The organism is Sphingomonas gilva (genome assembly GCF_003515075.1).
Classification (GTDB): domain Bacteria; phylum Pseudomonadota; class Alphaproteobacteria; order Sphingomonadales; family Sphingomonadaceae; genus Sphingomonas; species Sphingomonas gilva.
This window is the reverse complement of record NZ_QWLV01000003.1, coordinates 213,785-230,172: the sequence shown is the minus strand read 5'-3', so window position 1 is coordinate 230,172 and position 16,388 is coordinate 213,785. Positions and strand designations below refer to the sequence as shown.

Here is a 16,388-nt window from a genome sequence, read left to right as displayed (position 1 = left end):
CCGCCCGCTTGAACGTCGCGCAACGCCACTACGGGCTGGACTGGCTGCGCATCGCGGCGTTCGCCCTCCTCGTTCCTTATCACGCCGCGCTGGTGTTCGCGCCGGCGCACTGGCTGGTCAACGCGCGCGAGGGCGTCGATGCGCTGGTCGTGCCGATGGCGCTGATGACGCCGTGGCGGCTCGCTTTGCTGTTCGCCGTATCGGGCTTCGCCAGCCGGAAGCTGCTCGGCAAATCGGATGACATCCGCGCCTTCCTTGCGTCGCGAAGCGCACGGCTGCTCGTCCCGCTCGGCTTCGCGATGGTCGCGCTGCTGCCGCTCGAGGTGTGGATCCGCGCCGTGCAGGGCGGCTACCAACAGGGCCTCGCCGCCTTCTGGCTGCGCGACTACTGGCGCTGGGGGACATATTGGGGCGTCGAGATGCCCAGCTGGGAGCATCTCTGGTTCGTCGCCTATCTGTGGTTCTACACGATGGTGCTCGGCGCGCTGCTCGCGCTCGGCCTGCTGCCGCGACTGCAGCGCTGGTTCGACGATCTGACCGCGGGCATCGGCCTGCTCTGGCTGCCGATCGCCGGGCTCGTCCTCGCCAAGCTCGCGGTCACCTTCGTGCTGCCCGAACATGGCGGCGTGCTGACCGACTGGAACGCGCATGCGACCAACTTCCCGCTGTTCGTCCTCGGCTTCCTCATCGCCGGCGGCCGCCACGCCTGGGGCGACATCGCGCGGCTGTGGCGGCAGGCGGCGCTGGCCGCTTGCGTCTGCGCCGCGATCGTCGTTCATACCGACCTGACCTGGAGCGCGAGCGAGATGCCCTCGCATTTCTGGACCGCGCTCGACCGCGCCGCGCGGATGGCGATGGCGTGGAGCATGATCGTGCTGCTGTTCCACGCCGCCAACACGCGCTTCAATCGCGACCATCCCTGGCGCGCGACGCTCGCCGAGGCGGTGTTCCCGGCCTATATCGTCCACCAGGTGGCGATCGTCGCGATCGCCTGGTGGATGCGGCCCGCGGGCGGTACGGCCTGGTTGGGCGAATATGCCCTGATCCTCGGCGGTACGCTCGCGACCTGCGCCGCATTCTACCTTGTCGGCAGCCGCATCGCCCCGCTGCGCCCGCTGATCGGGCTGGCGGCGCGGAAGGCAACCGCCAAGCCTGTCGCGTCGCCGGCAGTTTCAGCCTGACGCCGCTTGATCGCCGCGCTAGTCTCCCGGCTGGGGGAACGCGCATGACGACCACCACCGCACGTCATTACGGGCTCGACTGGCTGCGCATCGGCGCGTTCGGGCTGCTCATCCTCTATCATATCGGCATGTTCTTCGTGCCTTGGGGCTGGCATGTGAAGACCGCCGAGCCGATCGACTGGGCGGCGATCCCGATGCTTGCGACCAACAGCTGGCGGCTCGCCTTGCTGTTCGTCGTCTCGGGGTACGCCAGCCGCGTGCTGATCGAGAAGCTGCCGGGCGCGGGCCGCTTCGCGCGCGAGCGGAGCGCGCGGCTGATGATCCCCGTCGTCGCGGCGATGATCCTGATCATCCCGCCTCAGCCCTGGATCGAGCTCGTCACCCAGCACGGCTATGCGCAGGATCTCGGCTGGTTCTGGCTCAATGACTATTTCGGCTTCAAGACGATGTCGGGCATCGTCGTGCCGACCTGGCAGCATCTCTGGTTCGTCGTCTATCTGTGGGCCTACACGCTTGGCCTCGCGCTGCTCTCGCTCGCCGGAATCGACCGGATGCAGCGCGTGTTTGATCGGCTGTTCGGCGGGATCGGGCTGCTCGCCATCCCGCTCGCCTGGGCGCTGATCGTCGCGCTGTGGCTGGGGCGCGGGGCGGAGAGCACGCACGCGCTGTTCGACGATTGGCTGGGACACATCACCTATTTGCCGGCCTTCCTGTTCGGCGTCGGTCTCGGCCGATCGCACGCTGCGCTCGCCGCCGCCGCGCGGCTGTGGAAGCCGGCGCTGGCGCTTTCGGCGCTCGCCTTTGCCGTCATCGTCGCGGTCGAACGGCAATGGCCGGGCAATACGCCGATCCCCGACGGCTATGCCGATGCCTTCCACGCCGCGCGCGCGACGATGGGCTGGGCGATGATCGTCGCGGCGATAGGCATCGCCGGCCGCTACTGGAACCATGATCACCGCTGGCGGCCGATGCTGACCGAAGCCGTATTCCCCTTCTACATCATCCATCAGACGATCATCGTCGTGGTGGGCTGGTGGCTGCTGCGCTTCGCGCTGCCGCCGGGAGTCGAGTTCCTCATCATCCTCGCCGCGACCGTCGCCGGCTGCTGGGCCTTCTACCTGATCGGCCGGTCGGTGAACTGGCTGCGCCCGCTGATCGGGCTCAAGCGGGTTGCGCCGCGCGCGGCCAGCGCCGATAGCGCGGTGCCGAAGGAGGCCTGACATGACCCGCCTCATGATCGTGCTTGGAGCCCTGTTGATGTCCCTACCCGCCGCCGCCCAGCAGACGCCCCGCTGGACGCTCGTCATCCACGGCGGCGCCGGCGTCATCGAGCGCGGCAAGCTGAAGCCCGAGCAGGAGGCGGAGATCCGCGCCGCGCTCGACCGCGCGCTGCAGGCGGGCGGCGCGGTGCTCGACAAGGACGGTCCGGCGCTCGACGCGGTCGAGGCGGCGGTCAAGGTGCTGGAGGACGATCCCAACTTCAACGCCGGGCGCGGCGCGGTCTTCACCTATCAGGGGACCAACGAGCTCGACGCGTCAATCATGGAGGGAACGGGGCGCAAGGCCGGCGCGGTCACCGGCGTCACCCGCACCAGGAACCCGGTCAGCCTTGCCCGCAAGGTGATGGAGGACAGCCCGCACGTGTTCCTCAGCCGCGAGGGCGCGGACCGGTTCTCGATCGAACAGGGGCTGGAGCAGGTGGAGCCGAGCTATTTCGCCACGCCCGAACGCAAGCGCCAGCTGGAAGAATTGAAGGCGAGGAAGACCAGCTGGTTCGACGTCGACATGAAATACGGCACTGTCGGCGCGGTCGCGCGCGACGCGAGCGGCCATGTCGCCGCCGCCACCTCGACCGGCGGCATCACCGGCAAGCGCTGGGGGCGCATCGGCGATTCGCCCGTCATCGGCGCGGGCACCTATGCCGACGGCCGCGCCTGCGCCGTCTCCGCCACCGGATCGGGCGAGTATTTCATCCGCGTCGGCGTGGCGCACGAGATTTGCGCGCGCGTGCGGATGAAGGGCGAGACGCTTGGGCAAGCGGCCGAGGCGGTGATCGCCGAACTGGGGGAGATCGGCGGCTCGGGCGGCGTGATCCTCACCGGCCCCGGCGGCGAGACCGAATGGCGCTTCAACACGCCGGGCATGTACCGCGGCAAATGGGTTGCGGACGGCGAACGCGAGGTGGCGATTTACGGGGATGAAGAATGAGGAGATTGCGGAATTATCCCACAATTTTCAGTTTGCGGAAATTGTGGGATAATCGGCGAATAGCGTGGCGCATCCTGCTGGCGGTCTTCATAGCGTTTGCTCCCGTACGGCCCGTCGCGGCCCAGGACGATGTGCCGCCGGCGGCGCTCGCGGAGCATCTGAAAGACGGCTTTCCTGATCCCGACGATATCGGCTGGATGCGCGGGCTGTTTCCGGGTGCAACCGATAAGGAACGGGCCGAGTGGAACGCCATCCAGGATTGGGTGAAGGCTTGCACCGACACCGGCACCGCTCGTGTCCGCGCCGAGATCATCGCGATGGGGCAAGGCGCGCCGTCGCTTGGCGATCGCACCTATCCGCCGCCGCTGTGCGCCGCGGTAGCCGACCTCCCACCGCCGAAGGGCATGGCCAAGGACTGGAATGCCTATCTGACTGCGCATCAGGAAGCCGGCCGGGCTTTCGCCATATTCTTCCACGGCGCGAAGCTGGGCTTCGAATCGGCGCCGTTCGATCCGGCATGGGCGAATGAAGATGCGCGGATGCTGATGCATGCGACCGTGCGCGAGCAGGTGTATCGCAAGGCGATGTCGTGGCCGGTTGACGGCCCGAAGCTCGAACCGGCGGTTTGGCAGGCATTCCGGCGGCGGCTCACGCTTGCGGTGACGCAGGAGGATGCGAAGAACACGGCGATGCTCGAAACATATGTCGCGGAGCATGGCTGGCCGACAATTTCCCGTGTCGGCCAGCGCGCGAGCGGCGCGGCCTGGCTGCTCGTGCAGCATGCCGATCTCGATCCCGCCTTCCAGCTCAAGGCGCTGCGGCTGATGGAGCCGCTGGTGTCGAAAGGCGAGGTGAGCAAGTCCGATTATGCCTATCTCTATGATCGCGTGATGCTCAAGATCGCGGGAACGCAGCGTTACGGCACGCAGATGACGTGCAAGGACGGCGAGCTTGTGCCGGAACCGCTCGAAGCAGGCGTGGAGGTGGACGCCGCGCGTGCCGAAATGGGGCTCAATCCGATTGCCGACTATCAGAAGATGATGGATGAGGGCTTCGCACCTTGCCCGACCAATTGAGATCCGAATGCTTCGTTTCATTGCCACCGCTGCCGCGCTCCTCGCCGCACTCCTCGCCGCGCCGGCGTCGGCCTATTGGGAATATGGCCATGAGACGGTGGCGCGGATCGCTCTCGCCAACGTCAAGCCTTCGACCCGCGCGGCGATAGACCGGCTGCTTGCCCGCCAGGCGCTGCTCGAGACGCCGAGCTGCCCGGCGCGCACGCTGCCGCAGGCGAGCGTCTGGGCGGACTGCATCAAGCCCTTGGGCGAACGCTTCAGCTACGCCTATTCGTGGCACTATCAGAATGTCGACATCTGTGAGGCCTTCGATCTGAAATCGGCCTGCAAGGACGGCAATTGCGTCTCCGCCCAGATCGACCGCAACCTGAAGCTGCTCGCCGACAGGGACGTGCCGGTGCGCGAGCGGGTGATGGCGCTCGCCTTCCTGACGCACTTCGTCGGCGACCTGGCGATGCCGCTCCACGCCGGCGACAAGGGCGATCTCGGCGGCAACCGCCAGCGGACCAATTACGGGCTGTTCCAGGGCAAGCGGACCAACCTGCATTCGGTGTGGGACGGCTATCTGGCCGAGCGCGCCATCTCCACCCCGCCCAGCCTCGTCCGCCGCTACGGCGCCGAGGAAGCCGCGCCGCTCGCCACCGGCACCACCGAGGACTGGAGCCGCGACAGCTGGGAGGTGGCGAGGGCCGCCTATGCCGCGGCGCTGGGCGGCGATCCGTGCGGCCCCCCGCGCGACGGCCGCTTCGACGAGCCCGCCATCGCCGGCCAGGTCGAGCCCGCGCGCCAGCAGATCGTCAAGGGCGGCCTCCGCCTCGCCCGTCTGCTCGACGAGGCGCTGGGCTAATTGGCATAGCTTTCAAGAAAGCCGCAGCGCTCGCATCTGAACGTCGCGACCGGTTTCTGCTGCTCCTTGATCTGCTTGGCCCCGAACCAATAGCTCACCTTCGGCTCGCCCGCCTGCCAGGTGCTGACATGCGCCGTGCCATAGCCCTGATCCACGACGAAGCCGGTCGCCATGCGGCCATCGCATTTGGGGCATCTGCCAGAGGCTCTCATATTTCTCCTTCCTCTCCACCATCCTTGGGCGGGCGGCCGCGCCGGGCGCGGACCGGGTCCTTCAGCTTCACCCCGCGCCGCGCGAGCGCTTCGCGCAGCAGGCATTCGAGCTCGGCATTGACGCTCCTGAGGTCGCTCGCCGCGCAGCGCTCGATCGCCGCGAACAGCGCGGGATCGAGGCGCAGCGCGAACGCCTTCTTGGGAGGAGCCGCCATCTCGCCCGCCCTACTGATAGAGCGAGCCCGCATTGACGATCGGCTGGGTGTCGCGTTCGCCGCACAGCACGACCATCAGGTTGGAGACCATCGCCGCGCGCCGTTCGTCGTCCAGCTCGACGACATTCTTGGCGCTGAGCTGGTCGAGCGCCATCTCGACCATGCCCACCGCGCCCTCGACCAGGGTCTGCCGCGCCGCGACGACGGCCTGCGCCTGCTGGCGGCGGAGCATCGACTGGGCGATCTCCTGCGCATAGGCGAGGTGGGTCAGGCGGCATTCGTCGATCGTCACGCCCGCGGCGATCACGCGCTCCTGCAATTCGACGCGCAGCTCGTCGGCGATATGCTCGGCGTCGCCGCGCAGCGTCTTCTCGTCATGCTCGTAATCGTCGTAGGGATAGCGCGATCCGATCGCGCGCACCGCGCTTTCGATCTGGATGTTCACGAACTCGCGATAATCGTCGACGTCGAACAGCGCCTGGGCGGTGTCGGTCACGCGCCACACCACGTTGGAGGCGATCTCCACCGGATTGCCGCGCAGATCGTTGACCTTGAGCTTGTCCGAGGTGACGTTGTGGATGCGCACCGAGATCTTCTTCTTGACCATCCACGGCCAGGTCCAGCGCAGGCCCGTGACGCGATCGGTGCCGCGATAATCGCCGAACAGGAGGATCGCCGCGCCCTGATTGGGCTGGAGCAGGTAGAAGCCCGCGGCGAGGAAGAGGAAGACGAGGCCGCCGATCAGCCCGCTGAGCCCGGCGCCCAGCCCGTCCCCCGCATTGCCGCGCCAGATCGCCAGCGCCGGCGCCGCCACCAGGACCAGCAGCAGCACCAGCAGCATGCCGTAGCCGCTCGCCGTGCTCGCCGGCCGTTCCACGCTCAGCCTGAGCGCCTTGTCACCCGTCACTCCCATCACGCCCTCCATAATCATGATATCATCATTATATCAGAAGGGGACTGCGGGCAAGAGGCTTTCGTAAAAGGTGGCCCCGTGGAAGGTGAGGAAGGTGAGACTAGGCGCCATCCCCTTCGCCCTTTGCCGGTGCGTCCGCGCGCCGGGCGCGGGCGAGCGCCTCCTCGGCGGCGTCGGCGCGCTCCTCGGCCTCCCACATCAGGTTCTGCATGCGCTTGATGTCGTCGTCGTGCTCGGCGAGCAGCGCCGCCTCCTCGGCATCGGGATCGGGCTTTTCGATGCGGGTTCGCGGGAAGACGATCTGGGTGCAGGGACGCGGTCCGCCAAGCGCATCGGCCCAGGCATCGTCCGCCAGACGATGGACCGCGCGGGCCAGCCCGAGCGGCGGCGCCTCCGGGTGGCGGGTCGCCGCCATCTGATCGATCCAGCGGCCGTAGCGCATCGAATCGCGCGTGCGCAGGATGAACATGGCGAGGCGTTCGTCATAATAGCGCCGTTCGCCGATCTGCTCGCCCTGGAAGAATACCGGACGCGCGACTCCATGGATGGCGCGCGATATCACGGCGTCCGACAGGCGCGAGACGGCATATTCGAGCGCATGGTCCCACGCCGCGCGGAAGCTCTGCGCATCGGCCCGCGCGCGCAGGCGATAGGCCGCGGTCGGGCTCATCGCCACGGCGCGCGCGGCGTGATCGACGCAGCCGGTTTCCGCCAGCGCTTCGATGAAGTCGACCTGCTTGTCGGGCGTCCAGCCGTCATGGCGCTGGCGAGTGGGGACGGGATCGAAGTCCGCGGCTCGGGCTTCGTCATCGCGCGGAGGCGCGGGCGGAATGGGAGGGCGTCGCTGTGTCATCCCGGCGTTATAAACCTATTTGGTTCGTGTAGGACAGATCAATACGGCCATGTTGGATGAAATGGGATTTGGGTGTTGCAGATCGGCATCCATCATGGTCCGTTGGCGGGAAGGGGACGAACAGGGTGACGCGGCGGCAGATATTGGCGGTGCTGGTGGCGGCGGCCGGCTGGAGCGCGCTGGCGCTGCAGCTATGGCTGTCGCTGGCCGGCATGACCGCGAACGGCTTCAGCCCGGGCGGCGCGCTGTGGCGCATTCTCGGCTATTTCACCATCCTGACCAACATCCTGGTCGCGATCGTCGCGACGCGCGCGGCGATCCGGCCCGATGCGCGGGGCGGGGTGAACGATCCGCGCTTCGAGCTGGCGGTGGCGGCGGCGATCCTGATCGTCGGCATCGTCTATGGCGTGCTGCTGGCGCATCTGGTGAACCTCGCCGGCGCGCACCTGCTGGCGGACATGCTGCTCCACCGGGTGCAGCCCGTGCTGTTCCTGCTGCTGTGGTGGATGCGGCGGACCGGGCGGCTGGCATGGCGCGACGCGCTGTGGGCGCCAGCGCTGCCCGCCGCCTATGCGGTCTACGCGCTGGCGCGGGGCCGGGCGGAGGGCTGGTACGCCTATTGGTTCTTCGATGCGGACAAGCTGGGCGCGGCGGAGCTGGCGCGCAACAGCGTCGCGATGCTGGCGGTGACGCTGCTGGTGGGCGCGGCGCTGGTGTGGGCGGACGGGCGCAAGGCGGCGGCCGACCCTGCGCCAGGCTGAGGCCGCTGCCGGATTGAAGGGGAGTATGCCGACTGATCCCGCTGGAGACGCTGAAGGCCGAGCTTGGCCTGGGCGATTGAGTTCCTGCCGGAGGCGGCGAAGGAACTGGGGAAGCTGGACCGCACAGCGGCCGCGCGGATCGTCAAGACGCTGGAACGGCGCATCGCGGTGCCGGACGATCCCCGCACGATCGGCAGCGCGCTGGCCGGCGGCCATGCCGGTTGCCGGCGCTGGCGGATCGGCGATTACCGCGTGGTGGCGCGGATCGGGGACGAGCGGATCGTGATCCTGGCGGTGCGCGCGGCGCATCGGCGGGGGGGGTGAGCTTGGGTGACTAGCCCTGCGTCAGGCTGAGGCCGTTGCCGTCGGGATCGGCGAAGAAGGCGACCTTCGCGCTTCCGTCGGGCGCGGTCCAGATGCCGCGATCGTCCTGGCCCATGCCCGGGTAGATGGCGAACCGGACGCCCTTTGCGGCCAGCGCATCGACCGCCACGGCGATATCGGCCACCTGCCACCCGAGCACGGGGTGCGGCGACGGCGCGTGATCGGGCGCCTCGGTGAGGCGCAGCGGCACCCCGGCGAGATCGAACACCGCGGCGAAATCATCGCCCGGCAGGCGCGGCAGGCCCAGCGTTTCGCCGTAGAAGCGCTCGGCCGCGGCGCGATCGCGCGTGATGACGAAGGCGACGGGACGGGCGGCGGCGAGCGACATGGGCGACTCCTGACGGCGGCGCGGGGAGGATGGCGCATGCGCGCGGGCGCGTCCATCGCCGGAGCGGGTGGACAGCGGTGAAATGCCGGCTAGCATCGCCCCGCCCGCATCCTGCGGAGCGGAGGGGATCGGCCGTGGCCAAGCACCGTGTCTTCAGCATCGCCGTCGCCAGCGTGTACCCGCATTATATCGCCAAGGCGGAGAAGAAGGGCCGGACCAAGGCGGAGGTCGACCAGATCATCGAATGGCTGACCGGCTATTCGCCCCAGGCGCTGCAGGCGGAGCTCGACGCGCGCACCGATTTCGAGACCTTCTTCGCGCGCGCGCCCGCGCTGAACCCCGCGCGCGAGCAGATCACCGGCGTGATCTGCGGCATCCGCGTGGAGGAGATCGAGGACCCGCTGATGCGCGAGCTGCGCTATCTCGACAAGCTGATCGACGAACTGGCGCGGGGCAAGAAGATGGAGAAGATCCTGCGATAGGGGGCAGGCCGCCATTCAGCGTTCGAGCATAGGATGCGCCCGATTTCCACGTCACCCCGGACCCTTCGACAGGCTCAGGACAGGCCTGTTCCGGATTCCATCAGGCGGCTTGGGCAGAACCAAGAGGCGTGAACGCTACTCTCGTGGCGCGATGGACCCCGGAACAAGTCCGGGGTGACGGTGGTGGGAGTGGTGATTCCCTCAAAGAGCTGAATGATTCAGCCCCGGGTGAGCATCGCGGCGCGGTGGACGCCTTGCCTGCCCATGGGGCCGTTCAGTTTTCCGCCGGGCGAAGCGGCCAGCGGCCATGTTCGACATGGGTGGTCTTGCCGACGACGCTTTCGACCAGCAGGATCTCACCCACCGTCCAGCCGATCGGCGCGATCTTCTGCCCGCCGAGCCGGTCGCCGGCATAGTTGATCGTCACATGCGGCTCGGGGGTGGTGCCGAGCATCAGCGGCGCGCGCCGCTCCACCAGGTGGCGGACCAGCGCCGCCTGGAACGCGCGCGCCTCGGCAAGCGGCGCGCGGGTGCGCAGCGTCACCGCCTTGCGGTTCTCGATGCGGTCGAACGCCAGCGGGAAGGACGCGGCGTCGAACACGTCCAGCGCCTGCTTTACGGCGGGAAGCCATTGGGGCGGCGCGTGGTGGAGGTCGAACAGCGAGAGCAGGGTGACGTGCAGCAGCGCCGCGCCGCGCCGCGGATCGTTGCGCGGCAACGCGGCGATCTGCGCCTGCACCGCAGGCGGCGGCTTGGCCATGACATAGAGCGGATTGCGCGCGCGCATCGCCGAATTCTAGCGGCGCGGGCGCGGAAGTGAATTCCGCCCGGAAGAGGCGGCGCTCCGGCCGATCGCCAACACCGGCGAGTTCGGCCGCCTACTCCGCCGCCAGCGCGGCGGCGCGTTCCTGCGCCTGGCGGGCCCACATCTCTGCATAGAGGCCGGCCTTGCGGAGCAGCTCGGCATGGGTGCCGCGTTCGGCGACGCGGCCGGCGTCGAGCACGACGATCTGGTCCGCGTCGACCACGGTCGAGAGGCGGTGGGCGATGACGATGGTGGTGCGGCCGCGCTCGATCCGGGCGAGCGTCTCCTGGATCTCGGCCTCTGTGCGGCTGTCGAGCGCGCTGGTCGCCTCGTCGAGGATCAGGATCGGCGGGTCCTTGACCAAAGTGCGGGCGATGGCGACGCGCTGCTTCTCGCCGCCCGACAGCTTCAGCCCGCGCTCGCCGACGCGGGTGTTCAGCCCCTCCGGGAGACTGGCGATAAAGCCGCCGATCGCCGCGCCGTCCGCGGCGCGCGCCACCTCCAGCTCGGTCGCGCCCTCGCGGCCATAGGCGATGTTGTAGCCGATCGTATCGTTGAACAGCACCGTATCCTGCGGGACGATGCCGATCGCGGCGCGCAGGGACGCCTGTCGCACCAGCGCGATATCCTGCCCGTCGATGGTGATCCGCCCGCCGGTCAGATCGTAGAAGCGGTAGAGCAGCCGCGCGAGCGTCGACTTGCCCGCGCCCGAGGGGCCGACCACCGCGAGCGTGCTGCCGGGCGGCACGTCGAGATCGATGCCCTTCAGGATATCGCGATCGGCGTCGTAGCCGAAACGAACGGCCTCGAAGCGGACATGGCCCTGCGAGACGAGGAGCGGCGGCGCGCCGGGCGCGTCCACCACCTCCGCGGGCGTGTCGACCAGATCGAACATCGCCGCCATGTCGATCACCCCCTGGCGGATCGTGCGATAGACCATGCCGAGCAGATCGAGCGGGCGGAACAGCTGGACGAGAAGCGTCGAGACGAGCACGACGTTGCCCGCGGTGAAGCGCCCCTCGCTCCAGCCCCAGACGACGAAGCCCATGCCGAAGCCGAGCATCAGGTTGGTGATCACGCTCTGGCCGATATTGAGCCAGGCGAGCGAGTTCTCCGATTTGACCGCCGCGTCGGCATAGGCCGCCATCGCCGCGGCATAGCGCCGCGCCTCGCGCTTTTCCGCGTTGAAATATTTGACCGTCTCGAAGTTGAGCAGCGAATCGACCGCGTGCGCCACCGCGCCCGTGTCGAGATCGTTCATCTCCGCGCGCAGCTTCGCCCGCCAGTCGGTCACCCAGCGGGTGAAGGCGATATAGGCGGCGACCATCACCAGCGTCGCCGCCGCCAGCTCCCAGCCGAACTTGGTCCAGAAGATGCCGAGCACCATGACCAGCTCGAGCAGGGTCGGGGCGATGTTGAACAGCAGGAAATAGAGCATCGTGTCGATGCTCTTGGTGCCGCGCTCGACCACCTTGGTGACCGCGCCGGTGCGGCGTTCGAGATGGAAGCGCAGCGACAGCGCGTGGAGGTGCGCGAAGACTTGTCCCGCCAGCCGCCGCGTCGCGTCCTGGCCGACGCGCTCGAACACCGTGTTCCTGAGATTGTCGAACAACACCCCGCCGAAGCGCGCGGCGGCATAGCCCGCGACCAGCGCGAGGACGAGCGCGGCGGCGGTGTCCGTGCCCGGCGCCATCCCGTCGACCGCGCCCTGCAGCGCGAAGGGCGCGCCGTAAACCTGCACCAGCTTGGAGGCGAGCACGAGCAGCATCGCGCCGACGATCCGCGCCTTCAGCTGCGGCGCGTCGGCGGGCCAGAGATAGGGGAGGAAGCGCTTCAACGAGCCGAACAGCGGCGGCTCGACGGCGCGCATGGTCGGCTCGGGCGGCATCATGCCACCAGATAGGCGCGCGTGCGCACGATGCAATCGCGGAACCTTGCGCGGGCCTCGCGGATTGAAGCCTTATGGAACCGCTCTTCTATGTCATGGCGATATTCGGCTGCGCCGACGGCGGCGGCATGTGCAGTGAGGCGCGCGTCGCCCAGCCGCGCTACACCTCCTACCAGGCGTGCCAGCTGGCGATGGACGAGCAGCTGATGGCGAACAGCGATCTCTCCTTCCCGACGATCGAGGCGCGCTGCCGCAGCACGCGCCCGGTGATGGCCGACAAGGGCGCGCCCAGCCGCGGCTGAAGTTTGTCCGGCCGATTCGCCTGGCCATGCCTCCATCCGCGCACGACGAGCGCTGCGGCAATCCGGAAATAGCGATGAAAGGATTAGAACCGGGCGGGCCGAGTGGGGGTGGCCGCGCCCGGTTCTGAGGTCCCAAAGCCCGCGACAGCCGCCTGTGGGGATAGGCCGGACTGCCGCCGTGGCGATCGGGCGATGTCGTGGGCGCCCCTGTCGCCATGCGAGACCAGACACGCACGGCCGGATCGAAGCCCCCGCTTCACCGATCGACGCCCATCTTTCCGGCAATCCTGCGCGCGGTTGAAGTGGGGTTCGCCCGCGCGTTGTCGTTTGGATCGGATAGCCGGTTTACTGGCGTCGACGGTGCTGTTTTAGCCGATGGATACCGGTTTCCCAGTCTCTCGATGTGAATTGCCCCCAAATGGCGGATTCCCTAACGAAAATCGCCGTGGATACGCATCGTTCATCGCGTCGCGAGCGCCAATATATGGGCATTTCTGCCGAATTGTGAGCGGATGATGGCTAGTGCGCTGTTAACCTTCTTTCCGGGGGAGTAAATTACCCCGTCTTTGGAGGTAACACGAATTGGTATCGCTTCGGCTGATCTATATGATAAGATTGGCGCGTGAGGGAGGCCTTGCCCGATGCCGCGCGCGTGGCGGCGACGCTGGCGGCGATTTACGCCAGCCCCGAATTCACGCGTGCGCCGGTGATGCGGCACCTGCTGGGCTATCTGGTCGATGAAACGCTGGCAGGCAGGGGAGACCGGCTGAAGGCCTATTCGGTGGCGGTCGACGCGCTTGGCCGCGGCGCCGATTTCGACGCCCAGGCGGACAGCTATCCGCGCGTCCAGGTCGGCCGGCTTCGCCGCATGCTCGACGCCTTCTACGCGGCGGGCGCCGACGTGCCGCTCAGGATCAGCATCCCGCTCGGCGCCTATCGGGTGCTGTTCGCGGACGAGGGCGGCGACGGCGCCGATGCCCCGCCCGCATCGCAAGATCGAGACCGCGAGCGACCGCGCCCGGCGCTGGATGGACGCATCCCTTCTGCCGCCATCCTCCTGTCGCTGCTGCTGGCCCTGGCGGCGCTCGGCGTGGTGAGCTGGCTGCACTGGGGCCGCGGTTCGGCCCCGGCCGCGTTGCAACCGGCGGTCGTCCCGCCGCCGACCATCTCGATCGAGAGCGGCGAGACCGCACAGTCGCCCGCCGAGCGGGCAAGGATCGCCGACGTCACCCGGCGCGCCGGCGCCGCCTTCACCCGCTCGCGCATCGCGACCGTCGCATATGGCGCCGCGGCGGTCGATGCGCGCTACACCCTGCTGCTCGATCTCGGCACCGACGGCGTTTCGCTGTCGATGCGGCTGATCGATCGCAGGACGGGCATGCTCGAATGGAGCGAGATGGTCACGCTGCCCGAAGACCCCGCCCAGCTGGCCGAGGCGATCCGCCCCGACATCTCCGCGCTCGTCCGCCCCAGCGGCATCATCGCGGCGAGGCAGCGAACCGAGCTCAACGACGACTACCGCCCCGGCTACCCATGCCTGCTGCACTATGACCGCTATTTTCGCGAACGGGCGCCCGAGCTGCGCGAGCCGGTGGCGGCATGCGTCGCGCGGACGATCGCGCTCGATCCCAACCATGTCGAGGCGCTCGCCGCGGCATCGTTCATCGCGGTCGACCCCGCCGAGGCGCCGATCTCCGCCGAGATGAGGGGCAGGGCGCTGGCGCTGGCGCGACGCGCATCGGCGGCGAATCCCTATTCGCCGGCCGCCCTGGTGGCCGAGGCGCGGATCGCCTTCATGGAGGGCAATTGCGTACGCGGCGGCGCCCTGGCTTCGCGCGCGGTCGATCTCGGCCGGCACGATCCCGAGACGCTGGGGCTGATCGGCATGCTGCTGGTCCGCTGCGATCGCCCGCGCGCGCTTGAGCTGCTGCGCAGCGCGCGCGCTCTCGATCCCGATCTGACGACCTTCTATGTGAGCGCGCTGGTGCTGCTCGAGCTCGATGCGGGACGCCCGGCCGAGGCCGCGGCGATCGCCGACGCGATGCGCCCGCCCGGCCGGGGCATGCTCCGTCAATATCTCGTCGCGCAGACCTTGGGCGCGATCGCGCGCGGACAAGAGGACCAAGCGCAAGCCCGGTGGCGCCGGTTGGTCGCACTCACCCCCCGCCCGCGCGACACGATCGACCAGGTGCTGAGCTATTCCTATCTTGCCCCCGATTACAGGGCGATGCTCATCGAACGCCTGCGCGCGGGCGGCATCGCCGACGGCGACATCGCGCCTTCCGCGCGATAGACCCCATTGCCGCGCCCCCCGCTTCGCGCGACAAGGTCGGCCGCAAGCGTACCGCCGAGGAAGCCGTCATGAAGATCAATGTCGAAGTCGATTGCACGCCCGAGGAGGCGCGCCGCGCGATGGGACTGCCCGATTTCACCCCGGTGCATGAGAAATACGTCGCCAGCCTCGTCGAGACGATGGAACAGGGGGTGACGCCCGAATTCCTCGAAACGATGATGAAGAGCTGGGCGCCGATGGGCGAGGCGGGCTTCGCCGCCTGGCGCAAGCTGTTCGAGGTCGCGGGGCCGCGCAGCTGAACGACCGGGCCGACACGATCGTCGCCCTATCGTCCGGGCGGCCGCCCGCAGCGATCGCCGTGCTGCGCGCGAGCGGGCCGGCGGCGATCGCCGCGGCCCAGGCGATCGCCGGGACATTGCCGCCGCCGCGCCGGGCCGCCCTCCGCACGCTGCGCGATCCGGCGGACGGCTCGACGCTCGATCGCGCGCTCGTGCTCGTCTTTCCGGGGCCGCGTTCGGCGACGGGCGAGGATCTTGTCGAATTTCACGTGCATGGCGGCCGCGCCGTGGCGGCGGCGGTCGAAGGCGCGCTTGTCGCGCAAGCGGGATGCCGCGCGGCCGCAGCGGGCGAGTTCACCCGCCGCGCGCTGGAGAACGGCCGGATCGACCTGGTCGAAGCCGAAGGGCTCGCCGACCTGCTCACCGCCGAGACCGAGAGCCAGCGGCGGCGCGCGCTCGACGCGGCGGAGGGCCATGTCAGCCGGCGGATCGGGCTGTGGGCGGATCGCGTTCTCGGTCTCTCGGCCCGCGCCGAGGCCATCCTGGACTTCGGCGACGAGGATGATGTTGCCGTGGATGAAGCCGCGATCGGCCGCGAGGCCCTGGCTCTGGCGGAAGAGATGGCGGCGGTGCTCGACCAGCCGCCGGTCGAGAGGCTCCATCAAGGTCCGCTGATCGCGCTTGCCGGCCCGCCCAATTCGGGCAAATCGACCACGCTTAACGCGCTTGCGGGTCGCGATGCCGCGATCGTCTCGCCCATCCCGGGCACCACGCGCGATCGGATCGAACTCGCCGTGGTTCGCGAGGGGCGCGCCTATCGGCTGGTCGACACCGCCGGCCTGCGGTCGCGCGGCGACGACGAGATCGAGGAGGAGGGGATGGCGCGGGCACGGCTCGCCGTCGAGGCGGCCGATCTGCTGCTATGGCTCGGTGACGAATCGCCTCCCGAGGTTGCGGCCACGACCCTCTGGCTTCAGCCGCGTTCGGACCTCGCCGGCAGGTCGGCGCTCCGGCCCGGCCGCGCGCTGGCCTTCTCGGCAGTGACCGGAGAGGGATTGGCGGAGCTTTGGCGATTGATCGCGGATCGCTGTTCGGCGCTGCTCCCTTCGGAGGACGATCTCGCCCTCAATGCCCGACAACGCGGGTGCTTGCGCGAGGCCCAGCGCGCACTCGCCGATATGGAGTCTTCCGACATGCTCGTGGTGGCGGAGCATCTCCGCGCGGCGCGATACGCGCTCGACCGGTTGCTGGGCCGTGTCGGCGCGGAGGAGATGCTCGACGCCCTGTTCGGCCGCTTCTGCATCGGAAAGTGATGTTCCACGTGGAACGCTTTTGACTTACCGCAACGCTAGGCCCTAGGCG

At 68.8% G+C, this 16,388-nt stretch carries 19 protein-coding genes; 12 read left to right on the top strand and 7 right to left on the bottom strand.

Annotated features, from left to right (window positions below; all coding sequences use genetic code 11):
- Nucleotides 1–8 precede the first annotated feature (8 nt).
- The 5 genes from D1610_RS09715 to D1610_RS09695 are packed head-to-tail and all read left to right on the top strand — an operon-like array spanning nt 9 to nt 5,312.
- Nucleotides 9–1,181, top strand: a complete 1,173-nt coding sequence (locus D1610_RS09715; protein ID WP_182466773.1) for an acyltransferase family protein — start codon at nt 9–11, stop codon at nt 1,179–1,181.
- A 44-nt stretch (nt 1,182–1,225) separates the two neighbouring features.
- Nucleotides 1,226–2,401 carry an acyltransferase family protein gene (locus tag D1610_RS09710; protein WP_118863969.1) on the top strand — a complete coding sequence of 392 codons (1,176 nt, stop codon included), beginning with the start codon at nt 1,226–1,228 and terminating at the stop codon, nt 2,399–2,401.
- 37 nt (nt 2,402–2,438) lie between these two features.
- Nucleotides 2,439–3,389 carry an isoaspartyl peptidase/L-asparaginase family protein gene (locus tag D1610_RS09705; protein ID WP_245942128.1) on the top strand — a complete coding sequence of 317 codons (951 nt, stop codon included), beginning with the start codon at nt 2,439–2,441 and terminating at the stop codon, nt 3,387–3,389.
- A gap of 41 nt (nt 3,390–3,430) precedes the next feature.
- Nucleotides 3,431–4,465 (top strand): DUF6624 domain-containing protein, encoded by a 1,035-nt coding sequence (locus D1610_RS09700; protein WP_222926985.1) that lies wholly within the window; start codon nt 3,431–3,433, stop codon nt 4,463–4,465.
- A 7-nt stretch (nt 4,466–4,472) separates the two neighbouring features.
- Nucleotides 4,473–5,312: a S1/P1 nuclease gene (locus tag D1610_RS09695; protein ID WP_118863966.1), complete on the top strand. Its 840-nt coding sequence runs from the start codon at nt 4,473–4,475 to the stop codon at nt 5,310–5,312.
- Here the strand turns inward: D1610_RS09695 and D1610_RS17055 are convergent.
- The 4 genes from D1610_RS17055 to D1610_RS09680 all read right to left on the bottom strand — a co-directional run bounded on the left by D1610_RS17055 (nt 5,309) and on the right by D1610_RS09680 (nt 7,505).
- Nucleotides 5,309–5,485 carry a hypothetical protein gene (locus tag D1610_RS17055; RefSeq protein WP_182466772.1) on the bottom strand — a complete coding sequence of 59 codons (177 nt, stop codon included), beginning with the start codon at nt 5,483–5,485 and terminating at the stop codon, nt 5,309–5,311. The genes D1610_RS09695 and D1610_RS17055 overlap by 4 nt on opposite strands.
- Nucleotides 5,486–5,520: 35 nt before the next feature.
- On the bottom strand, nt 5,521–5,739 hold the full coding sequence (locus D1610_RS09690) for a type II toxin-antitoxin system antitoxin (protein ID WP_118863965.1): 219 nt from the start codon (nt 5,737–5,739) through the stop codon (nt 5,521–5,523).
- Nucleotides 5,740–5,749: 10 nt separating this feature from the next.
- Nucleotides 5,750–6,670, bottom strand: coding sequence for an SPFH domain-containing protein (locus tag D1610_RS09685; RefSeq protein ID WP_425453210.1), 921 nt, complete (start codon nt 6,668–6,670; stop codon nt 5,750–5,752).
- Between the two features lie 82 nt (nt 6,671–6,752).
- Entirely contained in the window at nt 6,753–7,505 is a 753-nt protein-coding gene (locus tag D1610_RS09680; RefSeq protein WP_245942097.1) for a hypothetical protein, read from the bottom strand.
- A 125-nt stretch (nt 7,506–7,630) separates the two neighbouring features.
- Between D1610_RS09680 and D1610_RS09675 the strand changes: the two genes are divergently transcribed.
- Together D1610_RS09675 and D1610_RS09670 are read left to right on the top strand one after the other, a co-directional pair.
- A complete protein-coding gene (locus D1610_RS09675; protein WP_118863964.1) occupies nt 7,631–8,266 on the top strand; it encodes a Pr6Pr family membrane protein in 636 nt (211 codons plus the stop codon).
- Between the two features lie 63 nt (nt 8,267–8,329).
- Entirely contained in the window at nt 8,330–8,590 is a 261-nt protein-coding gene (locus D1610_RS09670; RefSeq protein ID WP_118863963.1) for a type II toxin-antitoxin system RelE family toxin, read from the top strand.
- 10 nt (nt 8,591–8,600) lie between these two features.
- Here the strand turns inward: D1610_RS09670 and D1610_RS09665 are convergent, their stop codons facing one another.
- Nucleotides 8,601–8,978, bottom strand: coding sequence for a VOC family protein (locus tag D1610_RS09665; RefSeq protein ID WP_118863962.1), 378 nt, complete (start codon nt 8,976–8,978; stop codon nt 8,601–8,603).
- A 134-nt stretch (nt 8,979–9,112) separates the two neighbouring features.
- Between D1610_RS09665 and D1610_RS09660 the strand changes: the two genes are divergently transcribed.
- The gene (locus D1610_RS09660) at nt 9,113–9,460 is read left to right on the top strand and encodes a DUF2200 domain-containing protein (protein ID WP_118863961.1); all 348 of its coding nucleotides are present in this window, start codon (nt 9,113–9,115) and stop codon (nt 9,458–9,460) included.
- Between the two features lie 274 nt (nt 9,461–9,734).
- Here the strand turns inward: D1610_RS09660 and D1610_RS09655 are convergent, their stop codons facing one another.
- Together D1610_RS09655 and D1610_RS09650 are read right to left on the bottom strand one after the other, a co-directional pair.
- Entirely contained in the window at nt 9,735–10,247 is a 513-nt protein-coding gene (locus tag D1610_RS09655; protein WP_118863960.1) for a 2'-5' RNA ligase family protein, read from the bottom strand.
- 91 nt (nt 10,248–10,338) lie between these two features.
- A complete protein-coding gene (locus tag D1610_RS09650) occupies nt 10,339–12,153 on the bottom strand; it encodes an ABCB family ABC transporter ATP-binding protein/permease (protein WP_182466781.1) in 1,815 nt (604 codons plus the stop codon).
- A gap of 74 nt (nt 12,154–12,227) precedes the next feature.
- Here D1610_RS09650 and D1610_RS09645 point away from each other — a divergent pair, with 74 nt between their 5' ends.
- From D1610_RS09645 to mnmE, 4 genes are all read left to right on the top strand, one after another.
- The gene (locus D1610_RS09645; RefSeq protein ID WP_118863958.1) at nt 12,228–12,455 is read left to right on the top strand and encodes a hypothetical protein; all 228 of its coding nucleotides are present in this window, start codon (nt 12,228–12,230) and stop codon (nt 12,453–12,455) included.
- Between the two features lie 622 nt (nt 12,456–13,077).
- Complete coding sequence (locus D1610_RS09640) at nt 13,078–14,748, top strand: hypothetical protein (protein ID WP_147414307.1); 1,671 nt, start codon at nt 13,078–13,080, stop codon at nt 14,746–14,748.
- Nucleotides 14,749–14,816: 68 nt separating this feature from the next.
- Nucleotides 14,817–15,047 (top strand): DUF6489 family protein, encoded by a 231-nt coding sequence (locus D1610_RS09635; RefSeq protein ID WP_118863956.1) that lies wholly within the window; start codon nt 14,817–14,819, stop codon nt 15,045–15,047.
- Entirely contained in the window at nt 15,044–16,339 is a 1,296-nt protein-coding gene (mnmE, locus tag D1610_RS09630; RefSeq protein ID WP_118863955.1) for a tRNA uridine-5-carboxymethylaminomethyl(34) synthesis GTPase MnmE, read from the top strand. The genes D1610_RS09635 and mnmE overlap by 4 nt, the downstream gene beginning before the upstream one ends.
- Nucleotides 16,340–16,388: the final 49 nt, after the last annotated feature.